We start from the raw sequence: 15460 nt of genomic DNA, 5'->3' as shown, positions 1-15460 counted from the left end.
CAAGACCATCGTCCGGTGGCACTGCCCTGGCAGCCTTCAGGCAGCGCTGCCGGACATCAGTCGGGGTGCCCGCAGCATTGCCGGTGCCAGGCTGCCACTGCGAATCAGCGGAGCAGTGGGCCTGCTGATAACCTCCATGGCGGCGATATCTCGATCAACCAGCGCTTCGATCGCTGTGCGATAGCTGTCGGTCATCAGTCGCGGGTAAAGGCCAATGCCGATGATCGGCACCAGCAGGCAGCCGATGATGTAGATCTCGCGGGGCTCCGCATCCACCAGGTTGGTGTTGGTGGAGAGCTGCACGTTCTCCTTGCCGAAGAAAATCTCCCTGAGCATGGAGAGCAGGTAGATCGGCGTGAGAATGACACCGATTGCTGCCAGTCCGTCGATCACGATTCGGAAGCTCAGCGTGTAAGCCTCGTCGGTCGCGAATCCCGTGAAGACCATCAACTCACTGACAAATCCGCTCATGCCTGGCAGGGCGAGGGACGCCAGGGAACAGACGGTCCACAGCGCGAACATGACTCGCATCTTCTGGCCAACGCCGCCCATTTCATCCAGTTGAAGGGTGTGGGTGCGGTCGTAGGTTGCGCCCACAAGGAAAAACAGGCTGGCGCCGATCAGGCCGTGACTGATCATCTGAAGCATCGCTCCGCTGGTTCCAAGAGCGCTGAAACTTCCGATGCCGATCAGCACGAAGCCCATGTGGCTGATGGAGCTGTAAGCAATCTTGCGTTTGAGGTTGCGCTGAGCAAAGGACGTCAGTGCTGCGTAGATGATGTTGACCACCCCCAGCACCACCAGCAGCGGTGCGAACTGGGCATGCGCTTCAGGCAGCATTTCGGCGTTGAAGCGCATCAGGGCATAGCCCCCCATCTTCAAGAGGATGCCCGCCAGCAGCATGTGCACGGGAGCGGTCGCTTCCCCGTGAGCGTCGGGTAGCCAGGTGTGCAGAGGAACGATCGGCAGTTTGACGCCGAAGGCGATCAGCAGACCGGCATAACAGATCAACTGGAATCCTGTGCTGAACCCCTTCTGTGCCAGCACGCTGTACTCAAAGTTGGGTGTTCCTCCGCCCATGAAGCCCATGGCGAGAGCAGCAAGCAGGATGAACAGAGAACTTCCAGCCGTGTAGAGGATGAATTTTGTGGCTGCGTACTGACGCCTCTTGCCGCCCCAGATGGCAAGCAGCAGATAAACAGGCAGCAGTTCCAGCTCCCAGGCGAGGAAGAACAGCAGCATGTCCTGAACGGCGAACACGGCGATCTGGCCGCCATCCATCGCCAGAATCAGAAAAAAGAACAGCTTCGGCTTGAAGGTCACCGGCCAGGCGGCCAGGACAGCCAGCGCTGTGATGAAGCTTGTGAGAAGGATGAGGGGCATGGACAATCCATCCGCTCCAACCGCCCATGTGAGGCCGAGATTCGGCAGCCAGCTGACCCGTTCGGAGAGCTGCAAACCGCTGAAGCTGGGGTCATAACCGCTCAGATAGGCGCCCACGGTGATCAGAAAGGTGATCAGAGCGATTCCAAGAGCGAACCATCGAACCTGACGGCCCTCTCCCTGATCAGGGACGAAAGGAACGATCAGCGCTCCAACGATCGGGAAGAGGATGGAAAGACTCAGCCAGGGAAACTGAGCTGGAATGATTCCCGCTGCGATATCCGCTGCAGGATCAAAGGGGGCACTGACGGCAAATTCCAGCAACGGACAGGTCTTTCACCACTCATCGGAGTGTAGAAATCCTGGCTGAACTGGCACTGAGTCGATAGGCGTTGACACACATAACCCCGTTTGATGTGCTGATCCGCTGATCAGGCCTTTCGGGAAAGCTGAAAATCAACAAAACGATGCCCGTCTGGTAAGACAGAAATTTCCTGGTTTATGACATCATCTGGGGATCGATTTTCACTGCCGCGAGCTCTGTCGAAGCTGCGTTTCTGCATCAGACAGAGAATGGTCGTTCTCTCCAGAGATGATGAACAATCCTGTTGTGCAATAAAGCCTCTTCCTTTGGGAGCTTGGCCTGAACGAAAACAAGAGGCGTTGAAGTTAAGTTTTTCAATTAAGATCTAGGGAATTCAAGAATGCCCCGATTTATGTTGAAATGTTTTCGACTTAAATCTGTCAAAGATTGAAGCTGATGCCTTTTTGAAAAGAATTAAGCGTGCCCTCTCTGTAGATAAAAATTCATGCCTAATGCTGTTGGTCAAGGCATTTTAAAAGCTACTTTGAAATAAAAGTCTTTTGTGCTGATCAGGTGATTGGTCCACCAAGAACACCAAAGAGCACTACCAGTCCAATCACGCCGCCGAAAACAATCAGGGCGTAGAACTGCGCGCGGCCGGTTTCGAAATACTTCAGCCCTTCACCACTGCCCAGAGTGAGCAAGCCAGTCAGATTCACGACCCCATCAACCACTTTGGCGTCGACTTCCAGCACCTCGCGCGCAATCTTGCGACTGCCGCGGACGAACAACTTGTCGTTTATGTCATCCAGGTACCACTTGTTGGCCAGGAAGGCATTGACGGCTGGGAATCGAGCTGCGACCAGCTCACCCAGATCGATCCGACGCAGCGCGTAGGCCAGAACGGCCACGCTGATTCCAGTCAGGGAGATCGCCACCGATGCTCCAGCAAGGGGAAGAAATTCCCCCCAGCTGAAGTGTTCCGCCATCTCAAGAGCTTCTTCAGGGTCGAGCAGACCGGCGAAGCGGCTGTTCCATGGCGTTCCGAGCAGACCGATCAGAACGGAGGGGACCGCAAGTACCACCAGCGGCAGCGTCATCGGCCATGGCGATTCATGCAGGCTGCCCGCATGGTGTGCATGCTCTTCATCCACCGCCTTCCCTGCAGCAGCCATGAGCTGGGCCTGCATGGCCTCGTCATTGCCACGGAACTCACCCTCAAAAGTAAGGAAGTAGAGGCGGAACATGTAGAAGGCAGTCATGCCGGCGGTCAGAAAACCCACCGCCCAGAGCACTGGAAAAGCTTCAAAGGCCTGGCCGAGAATTTCATCCTTGCTCCAGAAACCTGCCAGGGGGGGAATCCCACTGATGGCAATGCAGCCGATCAGAAATGTGATGGCTGTGATCGGCATCTTTTTGCGCAGACCGCCCATCAGTCGCATGTCCTGAGCAAGCACAGGTTCATGTCCCACCACATCCTCCATGGCGTGGATCACGGAACCTGAACCCAGGAACAGCATGGCCTTGAAAAAGGCATGGGTCACGAGGTGGAACATGCCGGCCACGGGAGCTCCACAGCCCATGGCCAGCATCATGTATCCGAGCTGGGACACAGTGCTGTAGGCCAGACCCTTTTTCAGGTCCATCTGGGTCAGGGCGATCGAAGCACCCAGGAAGCAGGTGATCGTGCCGGTGACTGCGATGAACACCCCCACGCTTGGGAACTGGCTGTACAGCGGTTCCAGCCGTGCCACCAGAAACACTCCGGCGGCGACCATCGTGGCGGCGTGGATCAGTGCGGAGATGGGTGTGGGCCCCTCCATCGCGTCGGGTAACCAGACGTGCAGAGGGAACTGGGCCGATTTCGCCATCGGTCCCATGAAGACGAGCAGGCACAGCGCCAGAGCCGCCCAGCCGGGCACCATCCCACTGCTCACACCAGCAGAGAGCCCGTCAGCGATTCCCTGGAAATCGAAACTGCCGGTTGCCCAGAAGAGGCCGAGGATGCCGAGCAACAGGCCGAAGTCACCAACCCGATTGACCACGAAGGCTTTCTGAGCTGCATGCGCTGCGCCATCGCGGTCATACCAGAAGCCCACAAGCAGATAGGACGACATTCCCACCAGCTCCCAGAACACATAGATCTCCAGAAGGTTGGGGCTCACCACGAGCCCGAGCATTGAACTGCTGAAGATGGCCAGGTAGGTGAAGAAGCGCACATAGCTCTTGTCGTGCGCCATGTAGCCGTGTGAATAGATCATCACCAATAGAGCCACCGTGGTGACCAGCGCCAGCATCACCGATGCCAGAGGATCGATCACGTAGCCCATCGGCAGGATGAAATCTCCGGCGCTGGCCCATACGAACAGGTGTTCAACCGGTGGAGCTCCTGAAAGCTGTTCCAGCAGCACGGCGTAACTGATCACGGCAGCAGCCCCGATGCAGCTGATCAGTAAAAGCGCCACCGGTTTTCGCAATCGGTTGATCGTGCGGTTGAAGCTGATCAGGCCGAGACCTGTGATCAGGGCCCCGAACAGGGGCAGCACTGGAATCAACCAGGCGGAGTCGGCAGCCGAGGGCATCCAGACAAAAAAGCTTTTAGCGAGTGTAATCAGCTCAGTTCAACAGCTCACCGAGTCGGGAGTGCAGGAATGCCATGCCCCCTCGGGGGATGTAGCGGTGCGCCCACCAGAACACACCCACCGCGATGGTGATCCCCAGCTGGGCCGGTCTTACCAGCTCGCTGAACACCAACTGCTGGCGGCCATCGATCACGGCTGCGAATGGAAACACGGATGTTTCGGCCTGCAGACTGTCGAAGGCTTCTCCGAAGCGGTCTTTCAGGCGCCGGTCGCCATGCCAGACAGCGAACAGATGGTGAGCAATCAGGCCTGTGCAGGTCACCATCATGAAGCTGCTGCCGATCCAGAGAGCGTGGCTCATGCACCAGAGGATCTGCCCGACGGCCTGGGGATGTCGGCTGATCCGGATGATTCCGGTGGCGTAGAGCCGCACCTGGGGCTTCAGGACCGCGGGGATCTCCAGCAGGTTGTAAGTGGCTGGGTAAAGGAACAGAAAACTGATCGCTGTCACGACCCAGATCGAGGGCACCATGCCCGGGACTCCCTGCAGGTTCCAGATCCTGATGCCGTCGTAGCGGTGAGCCAGGAAGTAGCCGATCACGATCACCGCTGAGGGAATGCTCAGGGCCGCGAACACCAGGCGCCAGGCCCGTGCGCCGATCCTTGCCTCAGCACGGGTCCTCAGGGCGGCGCCACCGCTGTGGATAACTGCGAAAGCAACAAGCAGTCCCAGCATCACCAGGCTGCTGTGATGAATGTCTGCTGTTGCGTCGGCCAACGAGATGCTGCATCAGCGGTGATTCTGGCGTTCGGCAGGGAGGAGTACCCCTACAGTTTTCGGGCTTCCGCCGCTCGCCGGGCAGCTTGTCATGGCCGATCTGCCCTTCACCCTGGATCAGCTGCGCATCCTGCGGGCCATCGTCAGTGAAGGCAGTTTCAAGAAGGCGGCCGACAGTCTCTATGTCACACAGCCAGCCGTGAGCCTGCAGATCCAGAACCTGGAGAAGCAGCTTGAGGTCGCCCTGTTCGATCGTGGTGGCCGGAAGGCGCAGCTCACTGAAGCAGGCCACCTGCTGCTCAGCTACTGCGATCGCATCCTCAGCCAGTGTCACGAGGCGTGCCGTGCACTGGATGATCTCCACGATCTCAAAGGGGGCTCCCTGCTGGTGGGTGCCAGCCAGACCACCGGGACCTATCTCATGCCACGGATGATCGGTCTTTTCCGTCAGAAATTCCCGGATGTCGCCGTTCAGCTGCATGTTCACAGCACCCGCCGCACCGGCTGGAGTGTTGCCAACGGACAGATCGATCTGGCGATCATCGGCGGTGAACTGCCCGCTGAGCTGAACGAGTTGCTGCAGGTGGTGCCCTATGCCAGTGATGAGCTGGCGCTGGTGCTGCCTGTGAAGCATCCCCTCGCCCGGTTGGTGGAGCTCAGCAAAGACGACCTTTACCGGCTCGGGTTTGTCAGCCTGGATGCGCAGTCGACCACGCGCAAAATGGTCGACCAACTGCTCGGGCGCTCGGGACTCGATGTGCAGCGCCTGCGCATCGAGATGGAACTGAACTCATTTGAAGCCATCAAGAATGCGGTTCAGGCAGGGCTGGGAGCTGCTTTTCTGCCCGTGGTCTCGATTGAGCGTGAGCTCACCGCCGGCACCTTGCTGCGCCCAAGCGTCGTTGACCTTCAGGTGCGTCGTCAGCTCAAGCTGATCACCAATCCATCCCGCTACTGCTCCAGGGCCGCGGAAGCCTTCCGAAGAGATGTGCTGCCGGTTTTTGCCAGTGCCGACAGCCCTCTGCGCCAGGGAAGAAACGGCGTTCTGCATCAGGAGAACAGCCTTGAAGCAACAGGGGAGATCGATCAGAACTGATCAGCTTCCGGAGTGATGCCAACCGTGTCATCGGCCACGCCCCTGGTCAGGAACTTGTTCTGGCTGATGTCGGTCTGGTAGACGCAGCGCACAACAGGCTTGTCACGCACCGAGCCGATGTAGGCGAAGGTGTTCATGCGCTGTTTGCACTCACGTTCCTGAGCTGAGGTGATGGCTCCTTCCTTGCGAAGCACCGCCCAGTTTTCCCGTCGAATCACACATCCAGGCTGCAGTGTGGGCTGTGTCACGAAACTGCTTGATGGATTCAGCGTTGTGTACATCTCGATATCCATCACAAAGGCGCTGGCACCCCACTGTCTGCAGAACTCAGGGTCCGGAACCGCCATGTCCAGCTGCTGAGAGCTGGCGATGTTGCCCTGGTCTCCCTGCGTGGTGCTGGTGACTGCGCTGCCGATGCCGATCCCCACAATCAGCACTCCAGCGAGCACAGCGATGGTGGCTGTGTTCAAGCTCATGCCGTTTCCACCGTTCTTCGGTGGCGGTGGCCCTTCGTACCCTCTCGCTTCCCTGCGGTCATCTCTTCGAGATTCCTCGCGGCGACGTTCACCGCTTCTGCGGTCATAGCCGGATCTGGAACGGTCGTAAGGGGAACGACTCACAGCAGTTCAGGGGTTCTGGGAAGACCCATCGAGTAATTGAGCACCCTGCAGTCAGGGTTGTAACTCAGCTTGCCGGCCTGAAGCAGTGCGCGGATGCAGCCTTCGAGCTCGGTACCGATGCGACGCAGGTTGTAGTCATTCAGAGCCTGGCCGTCATGGCTTTTGACCAGCTCCCGGAAGCGCTGCTGAACGATCTCGATGGTGTCATCAGACCAGCGGAATTCGTTGTCGGGATCAAGGTCAAGGGTGAGCTGACTCGGGTCGGGGATCAGATCACCGTTCTCGACCCGTGCCGTGAACAGGCGCACGTGTCGGGTCGTGCTCTTCAGCAGGGTCTCGGCCATGAATCAAGCGGAGCGATGCGTACACCGCGCGGGCATGTTGGCGGTGACTTTAGGAAGCGGAGAGGAGACCTCTCCTTTTAAGGTTGTTTCAACTTGTGTTCAGAAGCATGCGCGTCGCCATCGCTGGGGCCGGTCTGGCGGGACTTTCTTGCGCCAAATACCTGGCGGATGCTGGTCATACGCCCATTGTGGTCGAAGCCCGTGACGTGCTCGGCGGCAAGGTTGCCGCCTGGAAAGATGAGGAGGGTGACTGGTACGAGACCGGTCTTCATATCTTCTTCGGCGCCTATCCGAACATGCTCCAGCTGTTCAAGGAGCTGAACATTGAAGACCGTCTTCAGTGGAAGAGTCACTCGATGATCTTCAATCAGCCAGAGGAACCGGGCACCTACAGCCGCTTCGATTTTCCTGATCTGCCGGCGCCTGTGAACGGTGTGGCGGCGATTCTGGGAAACAACGACATGCTCAGCTGGCCCGAGAAAATCAGTTTCGGCCTGGGCCTAGTGCCAGCGATGCTGCGTGGTCAGGGTTACGTCGAAGAGTGCGACAAGTACTCCTGGACGGAGTGGCTGAGGGTGCACAACATTCCCGAACGGGTGAATGACGAAGTGTTCATCGCCATGAGCAAAGCCTTGAACTTCATTGATCCCGACGAAATCTCCGCCACCGTTGTGCTCACGGCTCTCAACCGCTTCCTGCAGGAAAAGAGCGGCTCCAAGATGGCCTTTCTGGACGGTGCGCCGCCTGAGCGGCTCTGTCAGCCGGTGGTTGAGCACATCGAATCGCTTGGCGGTGAGGTTCATCTTGAGAGCCCTCTGCGTGAGATCAAGCTCAACGAAGATGGTTCCGTGGCTTCTTTTCACATCGGTGGCATCAAAGGCAAAGAGAGTTTTGACCTCGTCGCTGATGCCTATGTGAGCGCACTGCCGGTGGATCCTTTCAAGCTGCTGCTGCCGCAGCCCTGGAAGCAGATGGAGGTCTTCAAGAAGCTCGACGGGCTTCGGGGTGTTCCCGTGATCAACCTGCATCTCTGGTTCGATCGCAAGCTCACCGACATCGATCACCTGCTGTTCAGTCGCTCACCTCTGCTCAGTGTCTACGCCGACATGAGCATTACCTGCAGGGAATACGAAGACCCCGATCAGTCGATGCTGGAACTCGTGTTCGCACCTGCCAAGGACTGGATCGGGCGGCCGGATGAGGAGATCATCGAGGCCACGATGGGTGAGCTCAACAAACTCTTCCCGATGCACTTCGGCGGCGACAACCCTGCCACGCTGCGTAAATACAAAGTGGTGAAGACACCGCTCTCCGTTTACAAGACCACCCCCGGCTGTCAGAAGCTTCGTCCTGATCAGACCACGCCGATCAGTAATTTCTTCCTGGCGGGCGACTACACAATGCAGCGTTACCTGGCGTCTATGGAGGGTGCGGTTCTCAGCGGCAAACTCTGCGCTGGAGCGGTGGATCGCAAGAGCGATCAGCTGGCATCATCGTCTCCTGTCACTGAGCCGGTTTCGGCCTGAGTCATGTCTCTCTCAGCTCCGGACCTCGACGCAGCCTTCGAGGCATGTCGTCGGGAGACGGCCGAGTGGGCGAAGACGTTCTACATCGGAACGCTGCTGCTTCCCTATAAGAAGCGAAGGGCCATCTGGGCGATCTATGTCTGGTGCAGACGGACGGATGAGCTCATGGACAGTCCTGAGGCCCAGGCGCGCTCTCAGGAAGAGCTGGCTGACCGTCTGAATCGCTGGGAGCTGAAAACCCGCGATCTGTTCAAGGGACATGTTCAAGATGATCTCGATGCGGTGATGGTCGACACGCTCGAAAGGTTTCCGCAGAGCATTCAGCCCTATCTCGACATGATCGAAGGTCAGCGGATGGACCTGACCTGGACCCGTTACCCCCGTTTTGAAGATCTCAAGCTTTACTGCTACAGAGTTGCAGGCACCGTGGGCCTGATGACCCAGGGAGTCATGGGTCTGGATCAGGCCTACAGCTCCGCACCTTGGAGTGATCGCCCTGACACCTCAGATGCGGCGGTCGCCCTGGGAATCGCCAACCAACTCACCAACATCCTCCGTGATGTCGGGGAAGATCGCGGTCGGGGTCGGATCTATCTGCCTCTGGAGGATCTTGAGTATTTCGGTTACTCCGAGGATGACCTGATGGCAGGCCGCCTCAATCAGGCCTGGAAGGATCTGATGGCGTTTCAACTGCGTCGCGCCCGGGAGTGGTTTGATCGCTCCGAAGCCGGAGTGCGCTGGCTGTCGCGCGACGCCCGCTGGCCGGTCTGGACCTCACTGCGTCTTTACAGAGGAATTCTCGACGTGATTGAGCGCCACGATTACGACGTCTTCAACAAACGTGCCTACGTGGGAAAGCTCAACAAACTGCTCGATCTTCCACGTTCCTTCGTTTTGGCTCAATCTCGCTGATTCTTCGCGGCCATCAAAAAACCGGCCATCGGAGATGACCGGTTGACGACGCTGAATCAGTCTCAGACAGCTGTTTTCTGGTTGGCCAGCAGGTCTTTGAGTTTGGACAGCTCGCCGGCCCAGCGGGGATCAGGTGCTTCCTCAGCTTTGGCGTCGCTGTGCACAACTTTGTTAACGGCCTTGCGTGCAGAGCCAGGTGCGTGGCCGCCGGCCTGTCCGCGGCGACCGCCGCCACCAGCATTGCTGTCACGACGTTCAGAGCGCTCAACACGGAGCGCGTTTCCACCGAACTCCTTGCCGTTGAACTGTTCGATCAGGGCGTCAGCCACCTTCTCGTCGTCGACATTGGCGAAACCGAAGCCGCGGCATGCTCCTGTTTCGCGGTCGAGAACAGCCTTGAAGCGAATTCCCTCCCCAACGCTGGTGAGCTGAGCTTCAAGCTCCTTGCTCTCAAAATTCTGCGGCAAATTGCCGATGTAAAGACGCACGCTCATGAAACGGGGAAGGGAAACGGAAGACTGCGTGTCAGGCCGATCGTTGTCGTCACTGCAAGGGCAGTTAATCACAGGACCCATTCGGGTCTGCCTGAACCGCTCGATAAGACAACCAGGAACGCGCCGCGTTGAGCGCCTGTTCACGGGTTGAGACACGACCATACGCACGCTCGAGGCACAAGTGTTGAATCAGAGCCCCCAGGGAGGGGCCTGGTGAGATTGAGAGAGCCTTCTGAAGGGTGTCCCCGTCCAGTGGAGAGCGGGGGTGGAAGAGAGGGTCCTGGGGGTCTCTCCAGCGCTTCAGCCATGACTGTTGCAGCTCTTTGGGCCAGGTCACGATCAGCGCAGGCAGATCCTTCTCAAGATCCTTGTGCAGTTGGAGGCGTTCCTGTTCCGAGAACTGCTCAAGGCATGGATCCCCCTGATCCGATGACGAACGCTCGATCCAATGGCGCAGGCGTTCACAACGCTGTAACTGGCGACGACTGAAGCGGAGCTCTTTCAGCCCTTCATCCGGCAGCAGCTGAGTGAGCCGTGCGAGCGGAAGGGCCTGCCGGCGTTCACTGTCCGTTAGCAGATCAGCTCGTCTCACGGTCGCGGCAGGACTCTGATCAGCCATGTTCGTTGTCCAGGGCTTCAGCAGCTTCAGATCAAGCAGGGTCTGAATCGCGCGATCCGCATCGGGTGCGGCGGTCAGCCGCATGAGTTCCGCCTGAATGCGTTCAGGAGCGGCTTTGGGCAGCAGGGAACGATTGCGGCGCAGCATCATCAATGTCTGGGAATTCATGGTCATCCCCAGCTCCGCAGTCAGGCGCAGGCCGCGAATCAGTCGCAACGGGTCTTCCTGAAGATTGGCTTCGCGCACTGCGACGATCCTGCCGGACGAAAGATCCTCAAGACCTCCTGTCGGATCAATCAGTCGGGGGGTGCCATCGAAGCTCAGGGCAATGGCATTGAGGCGGTAATCACGCCGGCTGAGATCGTCCTCGAGCGTTGCGCCTTCCTGTCTTGCCAGATCGATCGTCCACCCGCCGAGCACCAAGCGGGCCATGTCCCGTGCTTCATCCAGCACAACGCAGGCGCCTCGATGCTTCTGCGCCAGTTGCCGTGTGCTTTCGAGGGCATTCCCCGGCACCACCAGGTCGAGATCAGGGGTGTCGGTGAGTCGGTCCAGGAGGGCATCGCGCACCGCTCCTCCCACAAGCACCGCTCCTGTCGGGAGCTCCGCCGGCGACACCGGCCATGTTGCCGGTTTCAGACGCTGCAAACTGATTTCAGCCAGCTTGTCCCGATCTCCGGTCAGAATGGGGGCCGAACCGCAGCGGGGGGGCATGTGCATCTGTGTTGACTGCCGCTGGGTAGACCGTTGCCAGGCCTATCACGCTGTGGAGCGCCAGCATGGTGCTCCGCATCTGGCAGAAACCCCTGATCTCAAGCCGTCAGATCCCCGAATTCACATCAGCGTGATGGATCTGCCTGCTGGGCAGGTGGGTGTCGAATGGGATGTGCGTGGCTGTGGATCATTTCAGCTGGAGCAGGGGCGTTGGAGCCGTCTCAGGCCCGGTGAGGAGGTGCCTACATGAGCGGCTGGCTGCTCGCTCTGCACAGCTCCACTGAAACTCTCGGAATCGCACTGGTGGGCACAGAAGCTCCCATGCGGGAAGCCCGTGTTTCATGTCGCGCTCTTGGACGGGCTCTCACCAATGAATTGGTGATCTCGCTGCAGCAGCTTCTGCCTGCGGATCAGTGGACCGGTATCAAGAGGCTGGCGGTGGCCACCGGACCGGGCGGATTCACGGGGACCCGTCTGACCGTTGTGCTGGCGAGGACGCTGGCTCAGCAGCTGGGAGCACCCCTGCATGGTGTGAGCAGCTTCGCTCTGATGGCTCCCAGACTGTGCCATCAGCTGCCGCAGCAGTTGCAGCAGCAGCCGTTCTCGATCGTGCAGACGCTGCCCCGGCGAGGACAGGTCGCGGGTCGCTATCGGATCGCAGACACCGTGGTCGAGGAGCTTGAATCCCCTCGCCTGCTCACCGATCGTGATCAGCCTGCTCCGACCGTTCCGATGGATGTTGATGTGCCTGCAGATGTGCTCGAGCTTCTGAAGTGCTGCAGGGACTTTCATGTCCGCGATCTCCCAGGTCCCTGGGATCCGGTTCTGCCGATCTACCCCACATCGCCTGTGGGGCCGGTCTGATGGGTCTGGGCGGTCGTTCGCTGCTGCTCTGTGCTGCGGTTATGGCCGGAGCCGGCATCGCCGGCCCTTTGCGCCCCTTTGTTGAGGCCGCACTCACCAATCATCAGCCGCAGCGAATTCTGGTGCTCGGAGGTGATGCCGATCGTGAGCGCATGGGACTGAATCTGGCCCGTCGGATGAAGCTTCCTCTGGTGGTTAGCGGCGGGACCAATCCTGAATATGCCCAGTGGTTGATGCGGGATGCCGGTCTGGAGCCTGACATGGTCCGGCTGGATTACCGGGCCAAGGACACTCTCGGAAATTTCACGTCGCTTGTGGATGAACTGCAGCGTGATGGGGTGCACCATCTGCTGCTGGTCACCAGTGAAGACCATCTGCCGCGGGCGATGGCAGTGGGCGGCATTGTTGCTGGAAGCCGTGGAATCCGGCTCACGGGCGTTCCGGTCAGCTGTCAGTCCAGATGCCGTGATGAAGGCCTGGGCAAGCGTTTCGGAGATGGACTGCGTGCCGCTGCCTGGGTGGTCACAGGTCGGGATCTCAAGCTCTGGGCCCGCAGGAAATGGCCTCAGCTTTTCACTGCTCCCTGATCCAGCAGCGCATTGATGCGTCGCTGGAGTTCGCGTGTGGTTGCTTCCAGCTCCGGTTTGCGCCGGCTGCTCGGTGCGGGCACAGGAATTCCGATCCGCATTTCCAGCCTCACCAGCCTTGGTCGGCTGCGACCAACTCCCAGAGCTCTATGGCTGTTGAGGATGGCCACGGGCAGAAGAGCTGCTCCTGATCTCGCCGCCAGGAGAGCTGCACCTGGCATGGGCTGATTCACACGGCCGTTCTCCTGTCGGGTTCCATCAAGAAAGACTCCGATGGCCCAGCCCTCCTGCAGTCTTGCTGTGGCTGTGCGGATGGCTTCGCGGTCGCTGGCGCCACGTTTCACCGGATAGGCGCCACAGGCCCGGATCAGTCTTCCCAGAAGTGGGATGCTGAACAGCTCGGCTTTGGCCATGAACGCCACCGGGCGGCCAAGGGCATGGCCAAGCAGCGGTGGATCGAGATGGGACCCGTGGTTGGCCACCACAACAAGGGGACCGTCCATCGGCACGTTGCCGTTGCCGCGTGTACGTCCTCGGAACAGCATCCTGAAGACAGGGAACACCAGCAGACCACTGACCAGCAAGTAGGTGAGGCTCGGCCGTGGCGCCTTGAGGGGCCGCAGGGCGGTGGAATCGGTTGCAGGGTTGCTGCTCACGGTCAAAGGCCCAGGTCGCCGGCACTGGCCAGCTGTGAGGTGGTGACACCTTTCATCGCGCGTTTGGCCAGTCCGCTGAGCACGTTCCCCGGTCCGATTTCGACCAAGGTGTCCACCCCTGCGGATGTCATCCCCGACATCGTTTCGCGCCAGCGCACGCCTGTGGTCATCTGTTGGCGCAGTCGTTGCTTCAGCTCTGCGGAATCGAGGCTGGGTGTTGGGTCGGTGTTGCTCAGCACGGGAAAGCGCGCGTCTTGGAAGCTGAGACCATCCAGATGGACGGAGAATGCATCCGCCGCCTTGGCCATGAAGGGGGAATGGAAGGCCCCGGAAACGGCGAGAGGAATCGCGCGCTTGCAGCTGAGGGCCTCACTGACGGAGCTCACCGCATCCGGGCTCCCAGACAGCACAACCTGGGCATCGCTGTTGTCGTTGGCAATCACCACCCCCTGCGTTGCACTCACAAGCTCTTCCAGTTCGCTGCGGTCGAAACCGATCACCGCTGTCATCGCTCCACCGCCTGCGTTCGCCATTAGCTCCGAACGGCGTTGCATCAACTCCAGCCCTGTGGCTGCATCAAAGACACCCGCTGCATAAAGAGCCACAAGCTCGCCAAGGCTGTGTCCGGCCACCAGGTCGGGGGCCCTACTTTGGCGCAGCAGCTCGTCGACAATCAGCGACTCCACAACGAACAGAGCCGGCTGAGTGTTCCTGGTGTCGTTCAGATCCGAGGGGTCAGCGGCGTCAGAGATCTCCCCCCTGCAGATTGCGAGTAGATCTCTCCCGAGCAGTTCCGAGGCCAGGTCAAAGCGTTCCTGTGCTCCAGGCAGCGTGAGAACGGGATCGGCCATGCCGGTTTTCTGAGACCCCTGTCCGGGGAACACCCAGGCGATCGACATTCACAGTGGCGCAAAGGTGTTGGGAGCCTAAGCGGGACCCTGCCACCGGAACAGAGCGGCACCCCAGCTCAGACCAGCGCCGAAGCCGCTGCTGGCCAGCAGGTGTCCCGACCGGACGCGTCCATCACGCACGGCTTCATCGAGAACCAGCGGAATGGTGGCCGCCGATGTATTGCCGTAGTTGGCCAGGTTGCTCAGCACCTTTGGCCTGGGAATCGCGAAGCGATCGGCAACCGCGTCGAGGATGCGCTGATTGGCTTGATGCAGAAGCAGCCAGTCGATGCTCTCAGGGCCAACGGCACAGCGCTCAAGCAGGCACTGCAGAACTGTGGGCACTTCCCTGACGGCAAACTTGTACACCTCCTGACCATTCATCTCGATCGGGCGGTAACCGCCCGATCGATGCCGGGCATCAGCTGCCAGCACTTCATCGCTGTCGAGAGCAGGAAGGTTCAGCACTCCGCCGCGAGAGCCATCGCTGCGCAACAGAAATCCGAGCAGCCCGTCGTCATCGGAGGCTTCGATGGCGACGGCTCCCGCTCCATCGCCGAACAGCACACAGCTGCGGCGATCATCCCAGTCCACAAAACGGCTCAACTGGTCAGCGCCGATCACCAGGGCCCGACGCATACTGCCGGTGCGCAGGTACTGCGCTGCCGTCACCAGCGAAAACAGAAAGCCACTGCAGGCGGCGGTGAGATCAAAAGCCACCGCGTTTGTGGCTCCGAGAGCGGCCTGCACCGCTGGAGCAGTCCCGAACAGATCATCAGGAGTGGAGGTGGCCAGCAGCACCAGATCGAGGCTTTCGGCGGACCAGCCGGCCATGGCCAGAGCAGACCTTCCCGCGTCTGCCGCGAGGTCGCTCAGGCGCTGATCAGGACTGCTCACCCGTCGTGTGGAGATCCCTGTGCGGCTCTGGATCCACTCGTCACTGGTGTCGACCCGCAAACCCAGCTGGTTGTTGCTGATCACCTGGGCTGCCCGAGCGCTGCCGCTGCTGATGAGAGCGACGCCCCGGGGGTGCGGTGATGCTCCAGCCAAAAGAGGGTCCAAGATGTGGCGTCAGTCAATCACAGTCCATC

At 59.7% G+C, this 15460-nt stretch carries 16 protein-coding genes; 6 read left to right on the top strand and 10 right to left on the bottom strand.

What is annotated here, in order from left to right; all coding sequences use genetic code 11:
• Window positions 1-36: 36 nt before the first annotated feature.
• From SIB56_RS10165 to SIB56_RS10155, 3 genes are all read right to left on the bottom strand, one after another.
• On the bottom strand, window positions 37-1707 hold the full coding sequence (locus tag SIB56_RS10165; protein ID WP_413323819.1) for an NAD(P)H-quinone oxidoreductase subunit 4: 1671 nt from the start codon (window positions 1705-1707) through the stop codon (window positions 37-39).
• Window positions 1708-2256: 549 nt separating this feature from the next.
• Window positions 2257-4269, bottom strand: coding sequence for an NAD(P)H-quinone oxidoreductase subunit 5 (locus tag SIB56_RS10160; protein ID WP_413323818.1), 2013 nt, complete (start codon window positions 4267-4269; stop codon window positions 2257-2259).
• 34 nt (window positions 4270-4303) lie between these two features.
• Window positions 4304-5005, bottom strand: coding sequence for an NnrU family protein (locus tag SIB56_RS10155; protein ID WP_413327309.1), 702 nt, complete (start codon window positions 5003-5005; stop codon window positions 4304-4306).
• Window positions 5006-5138: 133 nt separating this feature from the next.
• On the opposite strand from SIB56_RS10155, the gene SIB56_RS10150 reads away from it, so the two are divergent.
• Window positions 5139-6143, top strand: a complete 1005-nt coding sequence (locus SIB56_RS10150) for a LysR family transcriptional regulator (protein ID WP_413323817.1) — start codon at window positions 5139-5141, stop codon at window positions 6141-6143.
• Here SIB56_RS10150 and SIB56_RS10145 read toward each other — a convergent pair.
• The gene (locus SIB56_RS10145; RefSeq protein WP_413323816.1) at window positions 6134-6763 is read right to left on the bottom strand and encodes a DUF3172 domain-containing protein; all 630 of its coding nucleotides are present in this window, start codon (window positions 6761-6763) and stop codon (window positions 6134-6136) included. The two genes, SIB56_RS10150 and SIB56_RS10145, sit on opposite strands and share 10 nt — an antisense overlap.
• The gene (gene ndhM / locus SIB56_RS10140) at window positions 6760-7107 is read right to left on the bottom strand and encodes an NAD(P)H-quinone oxidoreductase subunit M (RefSeq protein WP_413323815.1); all 348 of its coding nucleotides are present in this window, start codon (window positions 7105-7107) and stop codon (window positions 6760-6762) included. The genes SIB56_RS10145 and ndhM overlap by 4 nt, the downstream gene beginning before the upstream one ends.
• Window positions 7108-7214: 107 nt before the next feature.
• On the opposite strand from ndhM, the gene pds reads away from it, so the two are divergent.
• Both pds and SIB56_RS10130 read left to right on the top strand, forming a co-directional pair.
• Window positions 7215-8633 (top strand): 15-cis-phytoene desaturase, encoded by a 1419-nt coding sequence (gene pds, locus SIB56_RS10135; RefSeq protein ID WP_413323814.1) that lies wholly within the window; start codon window positions 7215-7217, stop codon window positions 8631-8633.
• A gap of 3 nt (window positions 8634-8636) precedes the next feature.
• The gene (locus tag SIB56_RS10130) at window positions 8637-9545 is read left to right on the top strand and encodes a phytoene synthase (protein ID WP_413323813.1); all 909 of its coding nucleotides are present in this window, start codon (window positions 8637-8639) and stop codon (window positions 9543-9545) included.
• 62 nt (window positions 9546-9607) lie between these two features.
• Here the strand turns inward: SIB56_RS10130 and SIB56_RS10125 are convergent, their stop codons facing one another.
• On the bottom strand, window positions 9608-10039 hold the full coding sequence (locus tag SIB56_RS10125; protein WP_413323812.1) for an RNA recognition motif domain-containing protein: 432 nt from the start codon (window positions 10037-10039) through the stop codon (window positions 9608-9610).
• Between the two features lie 64 nt (window positions 10040-10103).
• A complete protein-coding gene (locus SIB56_RS10120; RefSeq protein WP_413323811.1) occupies window positions 10104-11372 on the bottom strand; it encodes a CCA tRNA nucleotidyltransferase in 1269 nt (422 codons plus the stop codon).
• Between SIB56_RS10120 and SIB56_RS10115 the strand changes: the two genes are divergently transcribed.
• Genes SIB56_RS10115 through SIB56_RS10105 form a run of 3 tightly spaced genes read left to right on the top strand, consistent with a single transcriptional unit; the run spans window position 11371 to window position 12823 of the window.
• The gene (locus SIB56_RS10115; protein ID WP_413323810.1) at window positions 11371-11622 is read left to right on the top strand and encodes a Ycf34 family protein; all 252 of its coding nucleotides are present in this window, start codon (window positions 11371-11373) and stop codon (window positions 11620-11622) included. The two genes, SIB56_RS10120 and SIB56_RS10115, sit on opposite strands and share 2 nt — an antisense overlap.
• On the top strand, window positions 11619-12236 hold the full coding sequence (gene tsaB, locus SIB56_RS10110; RefSeq protein ID WP_413323809.1) for a tRNA (adenosine(37)-N6)-threonylcarbamoyltransferase complex dimerization subunit type 1 TsaB: 618 nt from the start codon (window positions 11619-11621) through the stop codon (window positions 12234-12236). The genes SIB56_RS10115 and tsaB overlap by 4 nt, the downstream gene beginning before the upstream one ends.
• On the top strand, window positions 12236-12823 hold the full coding sequence (locus SIB56_RS10105) for a YdcF family protein (RefSeq protein ID WP_413323808.1): 588 nt from the start codon (window positions 12236-12238) through the stop codon (window positions 12821-12823). Before tsaB ends, SIB56_RS10105 begins: the two co-directional genes overlap by 1 nt.
• Here SIB56_RS10105 and SIB56_RS10100 read toward each other — a convergent pair.
• The 3 genes from SIB56_RS10100 to SIB56_RS10090 are packed head-to-tail and all read right to left on the bottom strand — an operon-like array spanning window position 12802 to window position 15419.
• Window positions 12802-13479 (bottom strand): lysophospholipid acyltransferase family protein, encoded by a 678-nt coding sequence (locus SIB56_RS10100; protein WP_413323807.1) that lies wholly within the window; start codon window positions 13477-13479, stop codon window positions 12802-12804. The two genes, SIB56_RS10105 and SIB56_RS10100, sit on opposite strands and share 22 nt — an antisense overlap.
• A 2-nt stretch (window positions 13480-13481) precedes the next feature.
• Window positions 13482-14378: an ACP S-malonyltransferase gene (fabD, locus tag SIB56_RS10095; protein WP_413323806.1), complete on the bottom strand. Its 897-nt coding sequence runs from the start codon at window positions 14376-14378 to the stop codon at window positions 13482-13484.
• A gap of 27 nt (window positions 14379-14405) precedes the next feature.
• Window positions 14406-15419 (bottom strand): beta-ketoacyl-ACP synthase III, encoded by a 1014-nt coding sequence (locus tag SIB56_RS10090; protein ID WP_413327307.1) that lies wholly within the window; start codon window positions 15417-15419, stop codon window positions 14406-14408.
• Window positions 15420-15460 lie beyond the last annotated feature (41 nt).

This window comes from Synechococcus sp. MIT S9503, assembly GCF_047304175.1.
Taxonomy (GTDB): Bacteria; Cyanobacteriota; Cyanobacteriia; order PCC-6307; family Cyanobiaceae; genus Synechococcus_C.
Note: the sequence above shows the minus strand (reverse complement) of the source record. Positions and strands in the feature narration are given on the sequence as shown.

Excerpts from the sequence above, each read along its gene's own strand:
- SIB56_RS10160 (WP_413323818.1), bottom strand. The coding sequence starts at position 4,269 with ATGCCCTCGGCTGCCGACTCCGCCTGGTTGATTCCAGTGCTGCCCCTG.
- pds (WP_413323814.1), top strand. The coding sequence starts at position 7,215 with ATGCGCGTCGCCATCGCTGGGGCCGGTCTGGCGGGACTTTCTTGCGCC.
- SIB56_RS10155 (WP_413327309.1), bottom strand. The coding sequence starts at position 5,005 with ATGCTGGGACTGCTTGTTGCTTTCGCAGTTATCCACAGCGGTGGCGCC.
- SIB56_RS10130 (WP_413323813.1), top strand. The coding sequence starts at position 8,637 with ATGTCTCTCTCAGCTCCGGACCTCGACGCAGCCTTCGAGGCATGTCGT.
- SIB56_RS10150 (WP_413323817.1), top strand. The coding sequence starts at position 5,139 with ATGGCCGATCTGCCCTTCACCCTGGATCAGCTGCGCATCCTGCGGGCC.
- SIB56_RS10125 (WP_413323812.1), bottom strand. The coding sequence starts at position 10,039 with ATGAGCGTGCGTCTTTACATCGGCAATTTGCCGCAGAATTTTGAGAGC.
- ndhM (WP_413323815.1), bottom strand. The coding sequence starts at position 7,107 with ATGGCCGAGACCCTGCTGAAGAGCACGACCCGACACGTGCGCCTGTTC.
- SIB56_RS10120 (WP_413323811.1), bottom strand. The coding sequence starts at position 11,372 with ATGCCCCCCCGCTGCGGTTCGGCCCCCATTCTGACCGGAGATCGGGAC.
- SIB56_RS10115 (WP_413323810.1), top strand. The coding sequence starts at position 11,371 with ATGTGCATCTGTGTTGACTGCCGCTGGGTAGACCGTTGCCAGGCCTAT.
- SIB56_RS10105 (WP_413323808.1), top strand. The coding sequence starts at position 12,236 with ATGGGTCTGGGCGGTCGTTCGCTGCTGCTCTGTGCTGCGGTTATGGCC.
- tsaB (WP_413323809.1), top strand. The coding sequence starts at position 11,619 with ATGAGCGGCTGGCTGCTCGCTCTGCACAGCTCCACTGAAACTCTCGGA.
- fabD (WP_413323806.1), bottom strand. The coding sequence starts at position 14,378 with ATGTCGATCGCCTGGGTGTTCCCCGGACAGGGGTCTCAGAAAACCGGC.